We start from the raw sequence: 19,854 nt of genomic DNA on the forward strand, positions 1-19,854 counted from the left end.
CCCGGATTTTTTTCCTGCCCGGTTTCCCCGGCTGACCTGCCCGGTTTCCTCAGTTGAACGGTGTGCCGTACGCCCTTGGTCGGCGCGCCGTAAGCCATTCGACCCGCCGTACCGGCACGGCGTTTCGGCCACCACCCGTGGCCGCAACCTGGCCGCCACCCGTCCACGGCCGCCACACCTCGGCCATCGACGCGACAGGAAGAGAAGGCATCGCCATGACCACAGCCGTATCCACCACACGCACCATCGTGGACCTGCTGCGCGACGCCGCCCGGAACCACGCCACATCCGGGCTGCGCTACCCCCGGACCGCGACCGACCCCGACGCACCCTTCCAGAGCTATCCCGAACTCCTCGACGCGGCCCGGTCCGTGCTCGGCGGCCTGCGCGAGCGCGGGCTCACCGCCGGCGACAAGGCCGTACTGCTCCTGGAGCGGCCCAAGGAGTTCCTCGCCGCGTTCTGGGCCTGCCAGCTGGGCGGCTTCGTGCCCTGCCCGATGGCCGCGCTCGGCGGCGACCCGGAGCGCTGGGCCGCCCAGCTCGCCCATGTCGACACCCTCCTGGACCACCCGCTGATCGTCACCAGCGAGACCCTCGCCGCCGAACTCCCGCGCACCGAGGGCCTGTCGGTCGTCGCCCTGGAGGAGCTGTACGCCGAGCCCGCCGACGCCTTCCACGAGGCCGACCCGAAGGACACCGCCGTCCTGGTGCTGACCTCCGGCTCCACCGGCAACTCCAAGGCCGTGATGCTCTCGCACGGCAATCTGCTCGCCTCCATGGCCGGCAAGAACGGCTACCACCGGCTGACCGGCACGGACACCACCCTCAACTGGGTCTCCTTCGACCATGTCGCCGCCCTGCTGGAGTGCCACATGCTGCCGCTGTACGCGGGCAGCACCCAGCTGCACGTCGAGGCGCCCGTCGTCCTCCAGGAGCCGCTCAACTTCCTGCGGCTGATATCCGGCTTCGGCGTCACCATGACCTTCACCCCCAACTTCCTGCTGGGGCTGATCAATCCACAGGCCGACCGGCTCGACGAGGAGGACGGCGCGGGCCTCGACCTGTCCCGGCTGCGGCACATCATCAGCGGCGGGGAGGCCGTCGTACGCACCACCGGCGAGACCTTCCTGAGCCGCTTCGCCCCCTACGGCCTGCGCGCGGACGCCCTCTGGCCCGCCTTCGGCATGTCCGAGACCTGCGCCGGCAGCATCTACTCCGTCGAGTTCCCGGCCGCCGACCAGGGCCAGGAGTTCGCGAACCTGGGCCGGCCCGTCGAGGGACTGCGCATCCGGATCGCCGACGAGGAGGACCACCACGAGCTGGCCGAGGGCGAGGTGGGCGAGCTTCAGCTCAACGGCCCGATGATCACGGCCGGTTACCACAACAACGAGCAGGCCACCCGGGACGCCTTCACCCCCGACGGCTGGTTCCGCAGCGGCGACCTCGGCCGCCTCGACGAGGGCCGGCTCACCCTGGTCGGGCGCAGCAAGGACAGCGTCATCGTCAATGGCGTCAACTACTTCAGCCACGACATCGAGTCGGTTCTCGAAGGCCTCGACGACGTGGCCCGCTCCTATGTCGCCGCCTTCCCGACCCGGGCCCCCGGCAGCGACACCGAGCAGCTGGTGATCGCCTTCCACCCGGAGTGCGCCGACGGCGACGAACTCGCCCTGTACCGGGTGCTGACCGCCGTCCGCAGCAGTGTCGTCATGCACTGGGGCTTCCGGCCCGCCCTCATCCTGCCGCTGCCCGAGAACGCCTTCCCCAAGACCAGCCTCGGCAAGATCCAGCGCTCACTCATGCGCAAACGCCTGGAGGCGGGAGCGTACGACGAGATCCGGGCCACCGTCGACGACCTGGTGCTGCGCCGGCTCGGCGGCTACAACGCGCCCGAAGGCGACACCGAGACGGTCCTCGCCGGGATCTACGCCGAGATGTTCGACACCGACCCGGAGAAGCTGAGCGCCACCGCCAACTTCTTCGACCTCGGCGGAACCTCACTGGACATCCTGCGGCTGCGCTCCCTGGTCGCCCAGCGCCTCGGCGCGGCCGACCTGCAGATCATCACCGTGCTGCGGGCCCCGACGGTCCGCGCCCTCGCCGCCCACCTCGACGGCGCCGCGAACGGCGAGCAGGAGTACGACCCGATCGTGCCCATGCAGGTCAACGGCGACAAGACCCCGCTGTTCTGCGTCCACCCCGGGGTCGGCGAGGTCCTCGTCTTCGTCAACCTCGCCAAGTACTTCGTCGGCGACCGGCCCTTCTACGCCCTGCGCGCCCGCGGCTTCAACCCCGGGGAGACCCCCTTCGAGAGCTTCGCCGAGATGGTCGACACCTATGTGCGGGCGATCCGCGCACGGCAGCCGCACGGCCCCTACGCCGTCGCCGGATACTCCTACGGCGGTGCTGTCGCCTTCGAGATCGCCAAGGTGCTCCAGGACCAGGGCGAACGGGTCGACTTCGTCGGCAGCTTCAACCTGCCGCCGCACATCAAGTACCGCATGGACGAGCTGGACTTCGTGGAGACCGCGGCCAACCTGGCGTTCTTCCTGGAACTCATCGACAAGAAGCAGTCCCTCGAACTCCCGGACAAGGTGCGCCACTTGGCGAAGGACGAGCAACTGGCGTACTTCATCGACCACGCCCCCGAGGGCCGCCTCGCCGAACTCGACCTGACGTTCGAGAAGTTCCGGGCCTGGGCGGAACTCGCCGACGGCCTCACCAACCTCGGCCGCACCTACGCCCCCGGCGGCAAGGTCCGCTCGATGAGCGTCTTCTACGCCATCCCGCTGCGCGGCACCAAGGAGGACTGGCTCAACAACGAACTGCGCCGCTGGGACGAGCACACCACCGAGGCCAACCGCTACATCGACGTACCCGGCGAGCACTACACCCTGATGGGTCCGCGGCACGTGGCGACCTTCCAGTCCATCCTCCGCAAGGAACTCGACCGCGCCCTCGGCGACGCCTGACCACAGGAGAGAGAATCAGTGAACGGCAAGAAGATCCTGGTCACCGGCGCCACCGGACAGGTCGCCGGACCGGTGGCCAAGGCCCTGGCCCAGGAGAACGAGGTATGGGCGCTGGGCCGCTTCGGCACCCCCGGCACGGAGCAGGACCTCACCCGGCACGGCGTCCGCACCTTCCGCTGGGACATGGACGACACCGGCGCCGGCTCCCTCAAGGGCCTGCCCGAGGACTTCACCCATGTCTTCCACTCGGCGGTGCGGCGCGGCGAGGACGGTGACTTCAACGCGGCCGTCGAGGTCAACTCGGTCGCCGCGGGACGCCTGATGACCCACTGCCGTACCGCCGAGGCGTTCCTTTACGTGTCCACGGGCGCTCTGTACGCCCGCCAGACCCTCGACCACAAGTACACCGAGACCGACCCGCTGGACGGCAGGGCCGACTGGCTGCCCGCCTACCCCGTGGTCAAGATCGCCGCCGAGGGTACCGTCCGCGCCTTCGCCCAGACCCTCCGCCTGCCCACCGTCATCGCCCGCCTCAACATCGCCTACGGGCCCGGCGGTTACGGCGGTGTCCCGATGCTCTACTTCAAGCGGATGCTCGCCGGCGAACCCATCCCGGTGCCCGCCCAGGGACAGAACTGGTGCTCCCTGCTGTACACCGACGACCTCGTCGAGCAGGTCCCCCACCTGTGGAACGCCGCCGGTGTGCCGGTGACCCTGACCAACTGGGGCGGCGACGAGTCGGTGGGCATCACCGACTGCGTCCGGTACCTGGAGGAGCTGACCGGGGTAGAGGCGAACCTCGTCCCGAGCGAGGTCACCCGCGAGACCTACCAGTTCGACCCGACCCTGCGCCGTTCGATCACCGGTCCGTGCAAGGTGCCCTGGCGCGAGGGCATCCGCAGGACCCTGGCCGCGCTGTATCCCGACCACCTTAAGGGCTGAGGCACACATGAGCGAGAACACCACCGATCCACTGGCCCCGGTCCACGCCGCCTACGCGGCCTTCGCCGCCCGGGACGTGGGCGCGCTGCTCGACGCCTTCCACCCGGACATCGAGTGGGTGCACCCCGAGGGCATGGCGAAGTACGGCCTCGGCGGCACCAAGCACGGGCACGCCGGCGTCAAGGAGTTCCTGTCACACGTGCCGACCGTGGTGGGCGGGATGCGGCTGCACCCCGAGGAGTTCGTACGCGAGGGCGACCGGGTGGTGGTCTTCGGCCACCGCGACGTCGCCTCCCTGTCCGGCCACACCGAGTCGCTGCCGTTCGTGCACTCCTGGGTGCTGCGCGACGGGCGTGCGGTGCGGATGGAGGACATCTTCGACACCGTCGCCTTCCTCCGCGTCATCGAGAGCTGACGGCCCGCGATGACCTACGCCTACCTCGGCCCCGAGGGGACCTTCACCCAGATCGCCGTACGGCGGCTGCTGGCGGTGGTCCCGCCGGGCCGGCGCGGCCCGCACCGCCCGTTCCCCACCGTCCCGGCCGCTCTGGAGGCGGCCCGGCGGGGGGAGTGCGAGGCGGCCGTGGTGCCCCTGGAGAACTCGGTGCGCGGGGTCGTACCCGCCACCATGGACCAGCTGGCCGCGGCGGACATGCATATCAACGCCGAGGTCGAGGTGCCCGTGAGCTTCGCGCTGATGGCTCCCGAGGGCACCGGCCCGGCGGACGTCACCGAGGTGCTCAGTCATCCGCATGCGCTCGGCCAGTGCGAGGACTGGCTGCGCGCCCGCCTGCCCGGGGCCAGGACCCTGGCGGCGGCGTCCACGGCGGCGGCCGCCCAGGAGGTCGCCCGGACCGGCACCCCGGGCCGGGCGGCCGTCGCGGCGCCGGCCGCAGCCGAGCTGTACGGGTTGCGGATCCTCGCCGTCGGTCTCGGCCGGGAGGCGGCCGCGGTGACCCGGTTCGTGTCGGTGGCGCCCCGCTGGCACCACCCGGCCCGCACCTCACGCGAACGCACCTCGCTGCTGCTCGCCCTGGGGGACGGCGGCCCCGCGCTGCTCCCCGACGTCCTGCACGCCTTCCGGTCCCGCGCGGTCGAGCTGTCCTGGATCCAGTCCTGGCCCACCGGCGAGGGCCTCGGCCGCTACCACGTGTTCCTCGACGTCGACGCGCACATCGACAGCAGACGGCTGAGGATGGCGATGGCGGAGGTCGGGGCCCGGGACGTGGAGGTGCGGTTCCTGGGCAGCTATCCCCGCTGGTCCGCAGCGTCCTGATGTTGCGTCAGCTCGGCCGCGGCCTCGCGCACGGCCGGCAGCAGTGCGGCCACCTGCGGACTCCGTACGGCGCCCTCGCGCACCACCAGGGTGATACGGCGGGTCAGCTCGGGTCCGTCCGGGGTGACCCGGGCGACCGGGAGTCCCGGCCGGCTCGGCACCAGGTCGGGCACCAGCGCCACGCCCCAGCCCAGCGAGACCAGCCCGAACACGGCCTGCATATCGCCGATGTCGGAGACGATGTCGGGCACGAAACCGGCCCCCGCGCAGGCGTGCAGGGCGAGCCGGCCGAGCCGCGAGGTCCGGTCGAGCAGCCATTGCTCCCCGGCGAGCTCCTCCAGTCGACAAGGGTGTTCACGCTGGGCCAACGGGTGGTCCGGCGCCACGATCAGCCGGATCCGGTCACTGAGCACCTCCTCCTCGTACAGGCCGGGCACCCGCGGCTCGGGCACCTGCGGGTAGCCGGCGGCCAGCACCGCGTCGAGGCGGCCGAGCCGCACCGTCTGCCGCCCCTCGTCCGGGGCCACCCCGTGCAGCGTGATGCGCAGCTGCGGATGGTCCGCGCGCAGCCGGTTCAGCGCCGGCACCAGCAGCGCGGGCCCCTCGTGCAGCGGGACGCCCACCCGCAGCTCGCCGCCGATCTCCCCGTCCCTGGCCAGCAACTGGGCTTCGGCCGCCTCCAGTTGACTTACGATCTTGTCCGCGTGCGCCACCAGCAGCCGCCCGGCCGCGGTGAGCTCCGCCCGCTTGCTGCCCCGGTCCAGCAGAGCGGTGCCGGTCTCCGACTCCAGGGCGGAGAGCTGCTGGGAGACCGCGGACCGCGTGTAGTTGAGGGCCTGCGCGGCCGCGGCGATGGACCCCCGGGCGCCGACCTCACGCAGCAGAACCAGTTTCCGTACGTCCAGCACCGTCACCCTCGCTAACGCTTCCGGTTATGAACTGCCACGCCAGATTACGGGACAACCCTCCCGCCGGGACTTTCAATGGATCACAGACGGACACGAACGACCTGATCAGACAGGGGATTCCCATCATGCCGACGCTGCTCCACCTCGACTCCAGCCCGCGTGCGAACTCGGTCTCCCGCCAGATCTCGGGCGAGTTCGCCGAGGCCTGGCGCAAGGCCAACCCCGAGGGCACCCACGTCTACCGCGACCTCGCCGCCGATCCCGTGCCGCATGTCGACCACCCGCAGATCGAGGTGATGCACCGCCTGGAGAAGGAGGGCGTGCGCGACCTCACCGCGGCCCGGGAGGCGGCCACCACGCCCGAGGAAAAGGACAGTTGGGCCGTCACCTGGCCGCTGATCGAGGAACTCGTGGCCGCCGACACCATCCTGCTCGGCGTGCCGATGTACAACTTCTCGGTGCCGTCGACCTTCAAGGCGTGGTTCGACCGTGTGCTGATCGCCCCGCTGATCGTCGACCCGGCCACCGGTGAGGGCCCGCTGTCCGGCAAGAAGGTCGTGGTGGCCTCGGCGCGCGGCGGAGCCTACGGTCCCGGCACGCCCCGCCACGACTCCGACCACCAGGAGCGGTACCTGAAGGCCGCCCTCGCCATGGTCGGCCTGGCGACCGACCTCACCTTCCTGCACGCCGAAATGACCAAGTCGGCGCATGTGCCCCGGCTCGCCCAGTTCCAGGAGATGGCCGCGGCGTCGTACCAGAAGGCGATGGAGGGTGCGCGGACGCACGGCGCGTTCTGAGCTCCGCCGCCTCGGACGGCCTGAAGTCGGCTACCTCAGGAGGAAGTTCCGGTCGAAGACGTTCTCCGGGTCGTACCGGTCCTTGAGGGTGCGCAGCCGGGACAGAGCCGGCTCGGGGAACGCCTGCGCCAGCACCTCCGGCTTGCGCCGGGTGTCGAAGCTGAGGTACATGCCGTTCAGTTCTGGGTGCGGTGGGCGTAGGCGGTGGCGGCCGGGTCCGTGTCGTTGACCGCCCCGCCCACCGAACGGAACTGCTCCATCAGCACCTGCCCCGACTCCAGGGCGTCCGCGACCGCCCGTGCCGCGTCCGGGGTGAGATGATCGAGCAGCCCGGAGCGGGTGGCCCCCGGGCGTCCGGGGTGCTCACGCACTGCCGAACTGACTGCCCGGCGAACGGCCGTACCGGTAAAACCAGTGGTCACGGCGGGGCAAACCCAGCAGACTCGGGCATGTGTTCCTGACGATCTCCACGAGCGGCACCGCCGCCACCCCGGCCACCGACCTCGGGTTCCTGCTGCACAAGCACCCCGACAACGCGCAGACCTTCTCGACCTCCTACGGCATCGCGCACGTCTTCTACCCCGAGGCGGATGCCGAGCGCTGCACGGCGGCGCTGCTCCTGGAGGTGGACGCGGTGGCGCTGGTCCGGCGCGGCAAGGGCAAGGGACGCGGCGGGGCACCCGACGCGGCGCTCGCGCAGTACGTCAACGACCGCCCGTACGCGGCCTCCTCGCTGCTCGCCGTGGCGATAGGCAACGTCTTCTCCAGCGCGATGCGCGGAGTGTGCCGGGCCCGCCCCGAGCGCGCCGCCGCCCCGCTCCCGCTGCGCGTCGAGGTCCCGGCGCTGCCCGCACGGGGCGGACCCGACCTCGTACGACGCCTCTTCGAGCCGCTCGGCTGGACGGTGACCGCCGAACCGGTCGCCTTGGACTCCGAGTTCCCGGACTGGGGCGACTCGCGGTACGTCGGTCTCGTCCTGGAGTCCGAGTCGCTCACCCTCGCCGAGGCGCTGCGCCACCTCTATGTCCTGCTCCCCGTCCTCGACGACGCCAAGCACTACTGGGTGTCCGCCGAGGAGGTCGACAAGCTGCTTCGGGCGGGCGAGGGCTGGCTGCCCGGCCACCCCGAGCAGAAGCTCATCACCACCCGCTATCTCTCCCGCCGCTGGTCGCTGACCCGGCAGGCGATGGAGCGGCTGGAGCTGGTGCGGCTCGCCGAGGCCGACGACAGCGAGGTCGAGGAGATCGACAACGCGGTCGAGGAGGAGACGGAGGCGGAGGAGAAGCCGGCGCCGCTCGCGGTGCAGCGCCGGGAGGCGATCCTCGACGCGCTGCGCCGGTCCGGTGCCGCCCGGGTCCTCGACCTCGGCTGCGGGCAGGGTCAGTTGGTGCAGGCGCTGCTGAAGGACCCCGCCTTCACCGAGATCGTCGGCGTCGACGTGTCGGTGCGGGCGCTCACCATCGCCGCGCGCCGGCTCAAGCTGGACCGCATGGGCGAGCGGCAGGCGTCCCGCGTCAAGCTCTTCCAGGGCTCACTGGCCTACACCGACCAGAGGCTCAAGGGGTACGACGCCGCCGTGCTCAGCGAGGTCATCGAACACCTCGACCTGCCCCGGCTGCCCGCCCTCGAGTACGCCGTGTTCGGCGCCGCCCGCCCCCGCACGGTCCTGGTGACCACGCCGAACGTCGAGTACAACGTCCGCTGGGAGACCCTCCCCGCCGGACACGTCCGGCACGGCGACCACCGCTTCGAATGGACCCGCGAGGAGTTCCGCGCCTGGGCCACCCGGGTCGCCGAACTTCACGGCTACGACGTCGAGTTCACCCCCGTGGGCCCGGACGACCCCGAGGTCGGTCCGCCCACCCAGATGGCCGTTTTCGACATAAGCACCACTCCCGCCGTGAAGGAGGCGAAGGCAGCATGACCGAGCGGACACACGGACGGGTCCTTCCCGTCACCGACCTCTCCCTGGTCGTCCTCGTCGGCGCCTCCGGCTCCGGCAAGTCCACCTTCGCGCGCCGCCACTTCAAGCCCACCGAGGTGATCTCCTCCGACTTCTGCCGGGGGCTGGTCTCCGACGACGAGAACGACCAGGGCGCGACGAAGGACGCCTTCGACGTGCTGCACTACATCGCCGGCAAGCGGCTGGCCGCCGGCCGCCGTACGGTCGTCGACGCGACCAGCGTGCAGCAGGAGTCCCGGCGCCAGCTGATCGACCTGGCCAGGCAGTACGACGTGCTGCCCATCGCCATCGTCCTCGACATGCCCGAGGAGGTGTGCGCCGAGCGCAACGCGGCCCGCGCCGACCGGGCCGACATGCCCCGCCGGGTCATCCAGCGCCATATCCGCGAACTCCGCCGCTCCCTCAGGCACCTGGAGCGCGAGGGCTTCCGCAAGGTGCACATCCTGCGCGGTGTCGAGGAGGCCGAGTCGGCGAGCGTCGTCACCGAGAAGCGCTTCAACGACCTGACCCACCTCACCGGCCCCTTCGACATCGTCGGCGACATCCACGGCTGCGCCTCGGAACTGGAGTCCCTGCTGGGCCAGTTGGGCTATGCGAACGGCGTGCACCCGGACGGCCGGACCGCCGTGTTCGTCGGCGACCTCGTCGACCGCGGCCCGGACAGCCCGGGCGTGCTGCGCAGGGTGATGTCCATGGTGAAGTCGGGCAACGCGCTGTGCGTGCCCGGCAACCACGAGAACAAGTACGGGCGGTACCTCAAGGGCCGCAAGGTCCAGCACACCCACGGACTCGCCGAGACCATCGAGCAGATGGACGGCGAGAGCGAGGAGTTCCGGAAACAGGTAAGGGAGTTCATCGACGGACTCGTCAGCCACTACGTCCTCGACGGCGGAAAGCTGGTCGTCTGCCATGCCGGACTGCCCGAGAAGTACCACGGCCGTACCTCCGGCCGGGTCCGCTCGCACGCCCTGTACGGCGACACCACCGGCGAGACCGACGAGTTCGGCCTGCCGGTGCGCTATCCCTGGGCCGAGGACTACCGGGGCCGGGCGGCCGTCGTGTACGGCCACACACCCGTCCCGGAGGCGACCTGGCTGAACAACACCATCTGCGTGGACACCGGCGCCGTCTTCGGCGGCAAGCTGACCGCGCTGCGCTGGCCTGAGCGGGAGCTGGTCGACGTACCGGCCGAGCGGGTCTGGTACGAGCCGGCCAGGCCGCTGCGCTCCGAGGCCCCCGGCGGCCAGGACGGACGCCCGCTCGACCTGGCGGACGTGCACGGCCGGCGGGTCGTGGAGACCCGGCACCAGGGCCGGATCGCGGTCCGCGAGGAGAACGCGGCGGCCGCCCTTGAGGTGATGAGCCGCTTCGCGATCGACCCGCGCCTGCTGCCGTACCTGCCGCCGACCATGGCTCCCACCGCTACGAGTCACGTCGACGGCTATCTGGAGCACCCGGCGGAGGCCTTCGCGCGGTACGCGGAGGACGGGGTCGCCCGGGTCGTGTGCGAGGAGAAGCACATGGGCTCGCGGGCGGTGGCCCTGGTGTGCCGGGACGCGGAGGTGGCGCACAAGCGCTTCGGCGTCGCACCCGGCCCCACCGGCTCCCTCTACACCCGCACCGGACGCCCGTTCTTCGACGACGAGTCGGTCACGGAGGAGATCCTCGGCCGGATCCGCGTGGCGGTCGACACGGCCGGACTGTGGGACGAACTCGCCACCGACTGGCTCCTGTTGGACGCCGAGCTGCTGCCCTGGTCGCTCAAGGCCGGCGGCCTGCTGCGCACCCAGTACGCGGCCGTGGGCGCCGCCTCCGGCGCGGTGTTCCCGGGTGCGCTGGCGGCCCTGGAGGGCGCGGCGGCGCGCGGTGTGGACATCACCGGGCTGCTGGGCCGGCAGCGTGAACGTGCCGCCGACGCGGCCGCGTTCACCGACGCCTACCGCCGTTACTGCTGGACCACCGAGGGCCTGGACGGGGTGCGCCTGGCCCCCTTCCAGATCCTCGCGGTCGAGGGCCGCAGCCTCGCCACGCTCCCGCACGACGAGCAACTCGCGCTCCTGGACCGACTGGTGGAGCACGATGCGACCGAACTGCTCCGGACCACCCGGCGCCTGTATGTCGACACCGGGGACCCGGAGTCGGTGCGGACCGGTGTCGACTGGTGGCTGGAGATGACCGGCCGGGGCGGCGAGGGCATGGTCGTCAAGCCGCTCGGCGCGGTGGTGCGCGACCCGAAGGGCCGGCTGGTCCAGCCCGGCATCAAGTGCCGGGGCCGCGAGTACCTGCGGATCATCTACGGCCCCGAGTACACCCGCCCCGACAACCTCACCCGGCTGCGCAACCGGTTCCTCAACCACAAGCGGTCCCTGGCGATCCGCGAGTACGCGCTGGGCCTGGAGGCCCTGGACCGCCTCGCGGACGGCGAGCCGCTGTGGCGGGTCCACGAGGCGGTGTTCGGGGTGCTGGCCCTGGAATCGGAGCCGGTCGACCCCCGGCTGTGAGGCCGGCCGACCGGCTCCGAGGTCAGCCGACCAGTCGGAGGCGGTGGGCGCAGGCTCCGACCCGGACCGTCTGCCCCCAGGTGAGCTCCAGGGCGTCGGTGTCGATGCCGTCACCGAAGGCGATCAGGCGGTCCGACTCGACCGTGAGCGTCAGCACCGCCGAGGCGGTCAGCTCGCCGGCGACCAGGGAGGTCCCGGTCGCCGGGGAGGGCCAGGCCTCCCGGACGAACCACAGCAGGCGGTCCTCGGTGGGGGAGGGCAGCGCCAGCCGGGCGCCGCGCTCCTGCCACAGGGAGCGCAGCCAGCCGGTGGCCCCCGTGCCGGTGCCCACCAGCACCCCGGAGGAGGCCTGGGCCTCGACGACACCCCCGTCGTCCTCGAGGCCCAGGCGGTAACGGGCGGTCTGATGACCGGCGGTACCCAGATAGATCTCGTTGAGCGCCACGAGCCGCTGTGTGTCGTCGGCCACCGCCTCGACCATCGTCAGCTCGTCGGCGCCCGTGCCCTGGAACGAGGCCAGCAGGACGGCCGCGTGCTCCGGCCGGTGCCGCACCAGCACACCGGGGTTGCGGCCGGGGTCGGTGTCGATCCCGATCACCGGCTGGCCGTCCAGGTACTTGGCCACGTTCGCCACCAGCCCGTCCTGGCCGACCACCACGACCACGTCCTCGGGCGCGAACAGGAAGCGGTCCAGGTCGCCCCGCTCGACCAGCGCCTGACGCCAGGTCAGCGGAATCGCCGCGGCCACCTCGGCCAGTGCCCGCCCGGTCCGGCGGTGCCGCTCGGCGACCTCCTCGATGTCCCGCCCCCGGGTGGAGAGGAAGAAGGCGGCCTGCCCGTGAGTGCCGTGGTGGGCCACCAACTCGTCGTACTCGGTGGTCCGGTGGACGAGGACCACCCGGGGCGCGAGGCTCATGACGCCGCCTCCCGTGGCCGGCCGAGCCGGGCGGCAGGCCTTCCGCTCGGGTCGGCCGACAAGAAACCGTGAGTCAGGCCGGCCTGATCCAAACGACAGGCCCCCGGTGAGGCGGCCGGCCAGGGCTCCACCGATTCAGCGGCGCGCTGGGCCGCCGCGTCCTGCCTGCCGCCCGCGACCGGGGGCCTGCGGTCCGCGGTCACGCCCCCTCCGCCGAGCCCAGCTTTGCTAGCAACCCCGTCAGCACGTCAGGCGACACGGTTACGCTGTCGATACGCGGCAGGTTCTCGGCGAGCCGCGTGCCCGTGAGGGCGTGCAGCGTGGCCACGTCCACCTCGCCGTGCACCCGCAGCCAGGCCGCCTGTGCCGCGGCCCGGGCCTCGCCGACCTCCCGGGCCCCCTCGGCCTCGGCCCGCGCGAGCGTGACCGCCCGGGCCGCCTCGGCCTCACCCAGCTTCACGGACCGGGCAGCCTCCGCCTCCGCGAGCCGCACCATGCGCGCCGCTTCCGCCTCTGCCAGCTTCACGGACCTCGCGGCCTCCGCCTCTGCGCGCACCGCGTCGGCCGCCGCGTGCTCCTCCGCCTCGCGCCGCGTGTTGGTGCCTCGCTGCTCGACCAACTGCTCCTCGCGGCGGGCCAGTTCGATCTGGCTGGCCAGCTCGTTCTCGGCGATCGCCCGCTCCCGCTCGACGGCCACTGCCCGCCGCTCGTAGGTGGCCCGGTCGGCATCCTGCTGGATCTGCTCGCGGGCCGGGGTGCGCAGCGCCCGCTCCACCTCCGGCTCTGGCCGCAGCGCCATCACCCGCACGGCCACCACCTCGATCCCGGTCGCCGGCAGCCGGGGCTCCGCGCCCAGCCCCTCGGCGATCCGCTCCCGGACCGCCGCCACCCCGTCGACCAGCGCCTCCGCCAGCGGGGTGCGGGCCAGCACGGCCAGTGCGTGCTGCTGGGCCGTCTCCGTGAGCAGGGTGCCCAGTTGTTCCAGCGGGGTGCCCCGCCAGACGCCGGTGTCGGGGTCGATCGAGAAGTCGAGGCGGGCAGCCGCCAGCGCCGGGTCGCCGATGCGGTAGGTGACCGTCGCCTGCACCGCCACGTCCTGGAAGTCGGCCGTACGGGCGTGGAAGGTCATCGCCAGCTCCCGGTCGTCGACCGGTATCTCGGAGATCGCCGCGGTGAGCGCGCGGAACCAGAAGCTGATGCCCGGCCCGTCGTGCAGCAGCCTTCCGCCCCGGTGATGTCTGATGTGCGCCGTCGGGGCCCCACGCAGATGGCGCCGCCCCAGCCGCCGGGTGATGTCGGCCATGAAGTCCCCCTCGTGATTTAGAGTCAGCATGACAATAATTGCCTCTCTCGCGCTTGTCGTCAAGGGGACGAGAACAAGAAACGGTCGACCTGGGGGTGAACCCGGTCCGCGATGGTCAGGATGGTGGCATGGGATTCCAAGTCGACTCCGAAGCCGGGCGGCTGCGCCGCGTCATCCTGCACCGGCCGGATCTGGAGCTCAAAAGGCTCACCCCCAGCAACAAGGACGCCCTTCTCTTCGACGACCTCCTCTGGGTGCGCCGGGCCAGGGCCGAGCACGACGGTTTCGCGGACGTGCTCCGGGACCGCGGGGTCGCCGTGCATCTCTTCGGCGACCTGCTCACCGAGACGCTGGCGATCCCGGCGGCTCGCGCCCTCGTCCTGGACCGGGTCTTCGACGAGAAGGAGTACGGCCCGCTGGCCACCGACCATCTGCGCGCCGCATTCGAGAACCTGCCCGCGTCCCAGCTGGCCGAGGCGCTGGTCGGCGGCATGACCAAACGGGAGTTCCTGGACGAGCACGCGGAGCCCACCTCGGTCCGCTTCCACGTCATGGACCTCGACGACTTCCTCCTGCAACCGCTGCCCAACCACCTCTTCACCCGGGACACCTCAGCCTGGGTCTACGACGGCGTCTCCATCAACGCCATGCGCTGGCCGGCCCGGCAGCGCGAGACCGTGCACTTCGAGGCGATCTACCGGCACCATCCGCTCTTCCGTGACGAAACGTTCCATGTCTGGTCGGAGGGGCAGGCCGCCTACCCCTCCACCATCGAGGGCGGCGACGTCCTGGTGATCGGCAGCGGCGCGGTCCTGATCGGGATGAGCGAGCGCACCACCCCGCAGGCCGTGGAGATGCTCGCGCACAAGCTTTTCGCGGCGGGCTCCGCGCAGACGATCGTGGCCCTGGACATGCCGAAGCGGCGCGCCTTCATGCACCTCGACACCGTGATGACGATGGTCGACGGCGACACCTTCACCCAGTACGCCGGGCTCGGCATGCTCCGCTCGTACACCATCGAACCGGGCGCCGGCGAGAAGGAGCTCAAGGTCACCGACCATCCGCCGGAGCACATGCACCGCGCGATCGCCGCCGCCCTCGGTCTCAGTGAGATCCGGGTCCTCACCGCCACCCAGGACGTGCACGCGGCCGAGCGCGAGCAGTGGGACGACGGGTGCAACGTCCTCGCCGTCGAACCCGGTGTGGTCGTCGCCTACGAGCGCAACTCCACCACCAACACCCATCTGCGCAAGCAGGGCATCGAGGTGATCGAGATCCCGGGCAGCGAGCTGGGCCGGGGGCGGGGCGGGCCGCGCTGTATGAGCTGCCCGGTGGAGCGGGACGCCGTATGAGGAGCGCCGTGCCAAGAGCGACACTGGCTGTATAGAAATGTGAAACATCGTATAGACTTCCAAAAGTCCCCGCGTCGACCTCTACTGCTGGAGCGCCCCATGGCGACAGTCCCGACCGCCCTCGCCGGCCGCCACTTCCTCAAGGAGGCGGACTTCACCCAGGAGGAGTTCCGCGGGCTGGTCGGGCTGGCCGCCGAGCTGAAGGCGGCGAAGAAGGCCGGGGCCGAGACGCAGTACCTGCGCGGCAAGAACATCGCGCTGGTCTTCGAGAAGACCTCCACCCGAACCCGCTGCGCCTTCGAGGTCGCCGCCGCCGACCAGGGCGCCGTCACGACCTACCTCGACCCGGCCGGTTCGCAGATCGGGCACAAGGAGTCCGTGAAGGACACCGCCCGGGTCCTCGGCCGGATGTTCGACGCGATCGAGTACCGCGGGCATGGACAGGGCGTCGTGGAGGAGCTGGCCGCGTTCGCCGGGGTCCCCGTCTACAACGGTCTCACCGACGAGTGGCACCCCACCCAGATGCTCGCCGACGTGCTCACCATGACCGAGCACAGCGACAAGCCGCTCACCGGGACGGCCTTCGCCTACCTCGGCGACGCCCGCTACAACATGGGCAACTCCTACCTCGTCACCGGCGCCCTGCTCGGCATGGACGTGCGGATCGTGGCGCCCCGGCTGCTGTGGCCGGACGGCACGATCGTCGAGCTGGCCGAGCGGCTCGCCGACGCGTCCGGCGCCCGGATCACGCTCACCGAGGACGTGAAGGAGGGCGTGCGGGGCGCCGACTTCATCGCCACCGACGTATGGGTGTCGATGGGCGAGCCCAAGGAGGTCTGGGACGAGCGGATCGCGCTGCTCGGCCCCTACGCCGTCACCATGGACGTGCTGCGTGCCAGCGGCAACGCCGACGTCAAGTTCCTGCACTGCCTGCCGGCCTTCCACGACCTGGGCACCGCCGTCGGCCGCGAGATCTACGAGCGCCATGGACTGACCGAGCTGGAGGTCACCGACGAGGTGTTCGAGTCCGAGCACTCGCTCGTCTTCGACGAGGCCGAGAACCGGATGCACACCATCAAGGCGGTGCTCGTCGCCACGCTCGCCTGACCGCCGTATCGCAAAGGCCCCACCAGGCCCTATTCTGTCCGGCGGCCCGGCGCCACCCCTGCCGCGGCCGCCACGGCGACCGACCCCGGATCGCACCCGCACCACCAGAAACGAGCACCACCCGCATGCCCCGCATCAAGTCCCCGCACCTGCTGGTCGCCGAATCCGGCGCCGACCGCGCGGGCCACGGCCTCCGCCGCACCATGGGCCTCTTCCAGCTGATCTGTTTCGGCATCGGCGCGGTCGTCGGAACCGGCATCTTCGTCGGCCTCTCCGACTCGGTCGCCCAGGCCGGACCGGCCGTCGTGATCTCCTTCGTCCTCGCCGCGGTCACCTGCGTCTTCACCGCCCTCTCCTTCGCCGAGCTGGGCGGCGCGATCCCGGTCTCCGGATCGTCGTACTCCTTCGCCTACGCCGGTCTCGGCGAGTCCACCGCGTTCCTGGTCGGCTGGTGCCTGCTCCTCGAGTACGGCATCTCGATCTCGGCCGTCGCGGTCGGCTGGAGCCAGTACGTCAACGAACTGCTGCACAGCCTCACCGGCCTCCAGCTCCCGCACGCCCTGTCCGCGGGCCCCGGCGACGGCGGGATCGTGAACCTCCCGGCCGTGATCGTCATCGCGATGGCCGCCGTACTGCTGGTGCGCGGGGCGCGGGAGAGCGCACGGGCGACCGCCGCGATGGCGGCCGTGAAGCTCGTCATCCTGCTCGCCTTCTGTGTGATCGGCTTCAGCGCCTTCAAGGACGGCAACCTGGTGCCGTTCTCCCCGGCGGGGCTCGGCGGCATCGGCGCGGGCACCACCGCCGCGTTCTTCTCGTACATCGGCTTCGACGCGATCACCACCGCCGGCGAGGAGGCCAAGAACCCGCGCCGGGACATCCCCGTCGCGATCCTCGTCTGCATGGGTGTGGTGACGCTGCTCTACTGCGCGGTCGCCCTTGCCGCGACCGGCGCCATCGGCGGCGACCAGGTGGCAGGGCGTCCCGCGGCCCTCTCCTACGTCGTCAACCAGGTCACGGGCTCCACGGTCGGCGGCGGCGTGATCGCCTTCGGCGCGGTCGTCGCCATTGCCTCCGTCGTGCTCGCGGTGATGTACGGCCAGACCCGCATCCTCATGTCCATGTCCCGGGACGGGCTGATCCCGCGCGTCTTCGAGAAGGTCTCACCGAAGACCGCCACCCCGGTCGCGGGCACCCTCATCGTCGCGGTCGTCTTCGCGCTGCCGGCGGCCTTCGCCTCACTGGACGCGGTGATGAACCTGTGCACCATCGGCACCCTCGCGATCATGGCCGTGGTGAACATCGCGGTGATCGCGCTGCGCCGCCGCGAACCGGCCCTGGCCCGCACCTTCCGGGTGCCCCTCTACCCCGTCCTGCCGCTGCTGGGCGTCGGTTTCTGCCTGTATCTGATGTACGAGACCGGGTGGGCGACCTGGATCCAGTTCGCCGTCTTCCTGGCGGTGGGCCTGCTGGTCTACGTCGGCTACGGGCGCCGGAACTCCACGCTGGCCCGCGCCGAGGTGATCACGCCGGACGCCACTGACGCGGTACTGCAGGAAGCCTGAACCACACCGCCTTGCCGGACTCGGTGGGGCGGTGCCCGCAGGACGCGCTGAGGGCGCGGATCAGCAGCAGACCGCGCCCGCCCTCCTGCATGAGGTCGGGCTCCTCGATCACCGGACGGGTGAGGTGACCCGGCGGCGCCGGGTCCGGGTCGTGCACCTCGACCTTGCAGCCGCCCGGCATCAGCTCGACGACCAGCTCTATCGGCCCCTTGCCGGCGGTGTGCTCGACGGCGTTGGCGACCAGTTCCGCCGTGAGCAGCTCGGCGGTGTCGGTGTCCGCCGCATGGCCCGACTCCTCCATCGCCGAACGCACCAGGGCACGGGCGACCGGCACGGCCGCGACGGTGTGCGGCAGCGCGATGCGCCAGGAGGCGGCGGCGGAAGGTGGTTCGTACACGGCGGTTCCGTTCATGGCGCAGGCGATCATGCTTGTCCTGCTTTCAACTGTAGGAATGGTACGGGTCCCGTCCCGGAGCCTGTCGGCGAACCCCGAGCGGGACTTTCGGCCCGGTATCGGGCTGCTTACCCCGCCCGGCGGCCCGTCTCGCACGACCGGCCCCGCTGTTACCGCCTTATTGACGCTCCGTGACGTTGTGACCGCCGTACACGCGAAGGAGCCCCCGGCGGGCGCCGGGGGCTCCTTCGCGGAAGAGGGGATCAGGCGAAGTCGACCATCCCCGCGGTCAGCGTCGCGCCGTCCGCCGGAGCGATCAGGATGAACGCGCCGGTACGCCGGGAGACCGCGTAGGCGTCCAGCGGCAGCGGCTCGGCGCTGCGCATTGTGATCCGGCCCAGGTCGTTGGCGGTGAGCTCGGCCGCGCCCGCCAGGTCCCGGACGATCGCCTTGACGGTCCGCGTGGTGTGCTTGAGCAGCACCCGGTCGCCGACCCGGAGCGGCCGGTCGGCCAGATGGCACACGGCCGCCGTGACGTCCTGGGTGAGCACGGGCACCTCAGGCCCGGCGGTGATCATGTCGCCGCGCGAGACGTCCCGCTGGTCGGCCAGGCGCACCCCGATGGACTGCGGGGCGTGCGCGGCCTCGACCGCGCTGCCGAGCACGTCGATCGCGGCGATCTCGGAGGTCTCGCCGGAGGGGTGGACGGTGACGCGGTCGCCGACCCGCAGCGAGCCGGAGACCAGCTGGCCCGCGTAGTGCCGGATGTCACCGTGCCGGATGACGTACTGGACCGGGAAGCGGGCCGGGGCGTCGGCCGCGTCCGCGGCGACCGGGACGCTCTCCAGGAACTCGAGCAGGGCCGGCCCGCCGTACCAGTCCATGTGCGGGGAACGGTCGACGACGTTGTCACCGACCAGCGCGGAGACCGGGATCGCGGTGACCTCGGGAAGGCCCAGCTCGGCGGTCTGCGCGGTGAAGTCGGCGACGATCCGCTCGAACTCGGCCCGCTCGTAGCCGACCAGGTCCATCTTGTTGACCGCGAGGACGACATGCGGGACCCGCAGCAGGGCGGCGATCGCGGCGTGCCGGCGGGTCTGCTCGACGACCCCGTTGCGGGCGTCGACCAGGACCACGGTCAGCTCGGCGGTGGAGGCACCCGTCACCATGTTGCGGGTGTACTGCACGTGGCCGGGCGTGTCGGCGAGGATGAACCGGCGCTTCGGGGTGGCGAAGTAGCGGTAGGCCACGTCGATGGTGATGCCCTGCTCGCGCTCGGCGCGCAGCCCGTCGGTGAGCAGGGCCAGGTCGGGGGCGTCCTGCCCGCGCGAGGCCGAGGCGCGTTCCACGGCCTCCAGCTGGTCGGTGAGGACCGACTTGGAGTCGTGCAGCAGCCGTCCGACGAGGGTGGACTTGCCGTCGTCGACCGAGCCGGCCGTCGCGAAGCGCAGGGTGTCGATGGTCGTGCCGGTCATTTCTAGAAGTACCCCTCGCGCTTGCGGTCTTCCATCGCGGCCTCGGACATCTTGTCGTCGGCGCGGGTGGCGCCGCGCTCGGTGAGCCGGGAGGCGGCGATCTCGGCGATCACGGCGTCCAGCGTGCCGGCGTCGGAGTCGACGGCGCCCGTGCAGGACATGTCACCGACGGTCCGGTAGCGCACCTGGCGCTTCTCGACGGTCTCGCCGTCCTTCGGGCCGCCCCACTCGCCGGCCGTCAGCCACATCCCGCCCCGCCGGAACACCTCGCGCTCGTGCGCGAAGTAGATCTGCGGCAGCTCGATGCCCTCGCGGGCGATGTACTGCCAGACGTCCAGCTCGGTCCAGTTGGAGAGCGGGAAGACCCGGACGTGCTCGCCGGGGGC

General features: G+C 71.4%; 18 protein-coding genes. 10 read left to right on the forward strand and 8 right to left on the reverse strand.

Going from position 1 to position 19,854, the window contains the following annotated elements; translation table 11 throughout:
- The first annotated feature begins 215 nt into the window (after positions 1 to 215).
- From ACZ7OO_RS26310 to pheA, 4 genes are read left to right on the forward strand one after another with little or no spacing between them, the layout of a single operon-like run.
- Positions 216 to 2,972 (forward strand): alpha/beta fold hydrolase, encoded by a 2,757-nt coding sequence (locus ACZ7OO_RS26310; RefSeq protein ID WP_471508232.1) that lies wholly within the window; start codon positions 216 to 218, stop codon positions 2,970 to 2,972.
- A gap of 18 nt (positions 2,973 to 2,990) precedes the next feature.
- Positions 2,991 to 3,914 (forward strand): NAD-dependent epimerase/dehydratase family protein, encoded by a 924-nt coding sequence (locus tag ACZ7OO_RS26315; RefSeq protein WP_471508234.1) that lies wholly within the window; start codon positions 2,991 to 2,993, stop codon positions 3,912 to 3,914.
- Between the two features lie 7 nt (positions 3,915 to 3,921).
- Positions 3,922 to 4,329, forward strand: a complete 408-nt coding sequence (locus ACZ7OO_RS26320) for a nuclear transport factor 2 family protein (RefSeq protein ID WP_471508236.1) — start codon at positions 3,922 to 3,924, stop codon at positions 4,327 to 4,329.
- Between the two features lie 9 nt (positions 4,330 to 4,338).
- Positions 4,339 to 5,190, forward strand: a complete 852-nt coding sequence (gene pheA, locus ACZ7OO_RS26325) for a prephenate dehydratase (RefSeq protein ID WP_471508238.1) — start codon at positions 4,339 to 4,341, stop codon at positions 5,188 to 5,190.
- Here the strand turns inward: pheA and ACZ7OO_RS26330 are convergent.
- Positions 5,163 to 6,104 carry a LysR family transcriptional regulator gene (locus ACZ7OO_RS26330; protein WP_471508240.1) on the reverse strand — a complete coding sequence of 314 codons (942 nt, stop codon included), beginning with the start codon at positions 6,102 to 6,104 and terminating at the stop codon, positions 5,163 to 5,165. The two genes, pheA and ACZ7OO_RS26330, sit on opposite strands and share 28 nt — an antisense overlap.
- Before the next feature lie 119 nt (positions 6,105 to 6,223).
- Between ACZ7OO_RS26330 and ACZ7OO_RS26335 the strand changes: the two genes are divergently transcribed.
- A complete protein-coding gene (locus ACZ7OO_RS26335; RefSeq protein ID WP_471508242.1) occupies positions 6,224 to 6,895 on the forward strand; it encodes an FMN-dependent NADH-azoreductase in 672 nt (223 codons plus the stop codon).
- Between the two features lie 30 nt (positions 6,896 to 6,925).
- Here the strand turns inward: ACZ7OO_RS26335 and ACZ7OO_RS26340 are convergent, their stop codons facing one another.
- Positions 6,926 to 7,066 carry a BBE domain-containing protein gene (locus tag ACZ7OO_RS26340; RefSeq protein WP_471508244.1) on the reverse strand — a complete coding sequence of 47 codons (141 nt, stop codon included), beginning with the start codon at positions 7,064 to 7,066 and terminating at the stop codon, positions 6,926 to 6,928.
- Between the two features lie 5 nt (positions 7,067 to 7,071).
- Entirely contained in the window at positions 7,072 to 7,266 is a 195-nt protein-coding gene (locus tag ACZ7OO_RS26345; RefSeq protein ID WP_471508246.1) for a hypothetical protein, read from the reverse strand.
- 80 nt (positions 7,267 to 7,346) lie between these two features.
- Here ACZ7OO_RS26345 and ACZ7OO_RS26350 point away from each other — a divergent pair, with 80 nt between their 5' ends.
- Together ACZ7OO_RS26350 and ACZ7OO_RS26355 are read left to right on the forward strand one after the other, a co-directional pair.
- A complete protein-coding gene (locus ACZ7OO_RS26350; RefSeq protein ID WP_471508248.1) occupies positions 7,347 to 8,819 on the forward strand; it encodes a 3' terminal RNA ribose 2'-O-methyltransferase Hen1 in 1,473 nt (490 codons plus the stop codon).
- A complete protein-coding gene (locus ACZ7OO_RS26355; RefSeq protein WP_471508250.1) occupies positions 8,816 to 11,359 on the forward strand; it encodes a polynucleotide kinase-phosphatase in 2,544 nt (847 codons plus the stop codon). The genes ACZ7OO_RS26350 and ACZ7OO_RS26355 overlap by 4 nt, the downstream gene beginning before the upstream one ends.
- 22 nt (positions 11,360 to 11,381) lie before the next feature.
- Here the strand turns inward: ACZ7OO_RS26355 and ACZ7OO_RS26360 are convergent, their stop codons facing one another.
- A complete protein-coding gene (locus tag ACZ7OO_RS26360; RefSeq protein WP_471508252.1) occupies positions 11,382 to 12,275 on the reverse strand; it encodes a hypothetical protein in 894 nt (297 codons plus the stop codon).
- Between the two features lie 199 nt (positions 12,276 to 12,474).
- Positions 12,475 to 13,578, reverse strand: coding sequence for an SPFH domain-containing protein (locus ACZ7OO_RS26365; RefSeq protein WP_471508254.1), 1,104 nt, complete (start codon positions 13,576 to 13,578; stop codon positions 12,475 to 12,477).
- A gap of 128 nt (positions 13,579 to 13,706) precedes the next feature.
- Here ACZ7OO_RS26365 and ACZ7OO_RS26370 point away from each other — a divergent pair, with 128 nt between their 5' ends.
- The 3 genes from ACZ7OO_RS26370 (at position 13,707) to ACZ7OO_RS26380 (ending at position 17,599) form a co-directional block, all read left to right on the forward strand.
- Entirely contained in the window at positions 13,707 to 14,930 is a 1,224-nt protein-coding gene (locus ACZ7OO_RS26370) for an arginine deiminase (RefSeq protein ID WP_471508256.1), read from the forward strand.
- Positions 14,931 to 15,029: 99 nt separating this feature from the next.
- Positions 15,030 to 16,037 carry an ornithine carbamoyltransferase gene (argF, locus tag ACZ7OO_RS26375; protein ID WP_471508258.1) on the forward strand — a complete coding sequence of 336 codons (1,008 nt, stop codon included), beginning with the start codon at positions 15,030 to 15,032 and terminating at the stop codon, positions 16,035 to 16,037.
- 125 nt (positions 16,038 to 16,162) lie between these two features.
- Positions 16,163 to 17,599 (forward strand): amino acid permease, encoded by a 1,437-nt coding sequence (locus tag ACZ7OO_RS26380; protein ID WP_471508260.1) that lies wholly within the window; start codon positions 16,163 to 16,165, stop codon positions 17,597 to 17,599.
- On the opposite strand, the gene ACZ7OO_RS26385 is transcribed toward ACZ7OO_RS26380, so the two are convergent.
- From ACZ7OO_RS26385 to ACZ7OO_RS26395, 3 genes are all read right to left on the reverse strand, one after another.
- Positions 17,559 to 18,011, reverse strand: a complete 453-nt coding sequence (locus tag ACZ7OO_RS26385) for an ATP-binding protein (RefSeq protein ID WP_471508262.1) — start codon at positions 18,009 to 18,011, stop codon at positions 17,559 to 17,561. The genes ACZ7OO_RS26380 and ACZ7OO_RS26385 overlap by 41 nt on opposite strands.
- A 245-nt stretch (positions 18,012 to 18,256) precedes the next feature.
- Positions 18,257 to 19,468 (reverse strand): sulfate adenylyltransferase subunit 1, encoded by a 1,212-nt coding sequence (locus tag ACZ7OO_RS26390; protein ID WP_471508264.1) that lies wholly within the window; start codon positions 19,466 to 19,468, stop codon positions 18,257 to 18,259.
- 2 nt (positions 19,469 to 19,470) lie between these two features.
- The coding region (locus ACZ7OO_RS26395) for a phosphoadenosine phosphosulfate reductase domain-containing protein (protein WP_471508266.1) at positions 19,471 to 19,854 on the reverse strand (384 nt) is incomplete at its 5' end.

It is taken from the genome of Streptomyces sp. NPDC111744, from assembly GCF_055634995.1.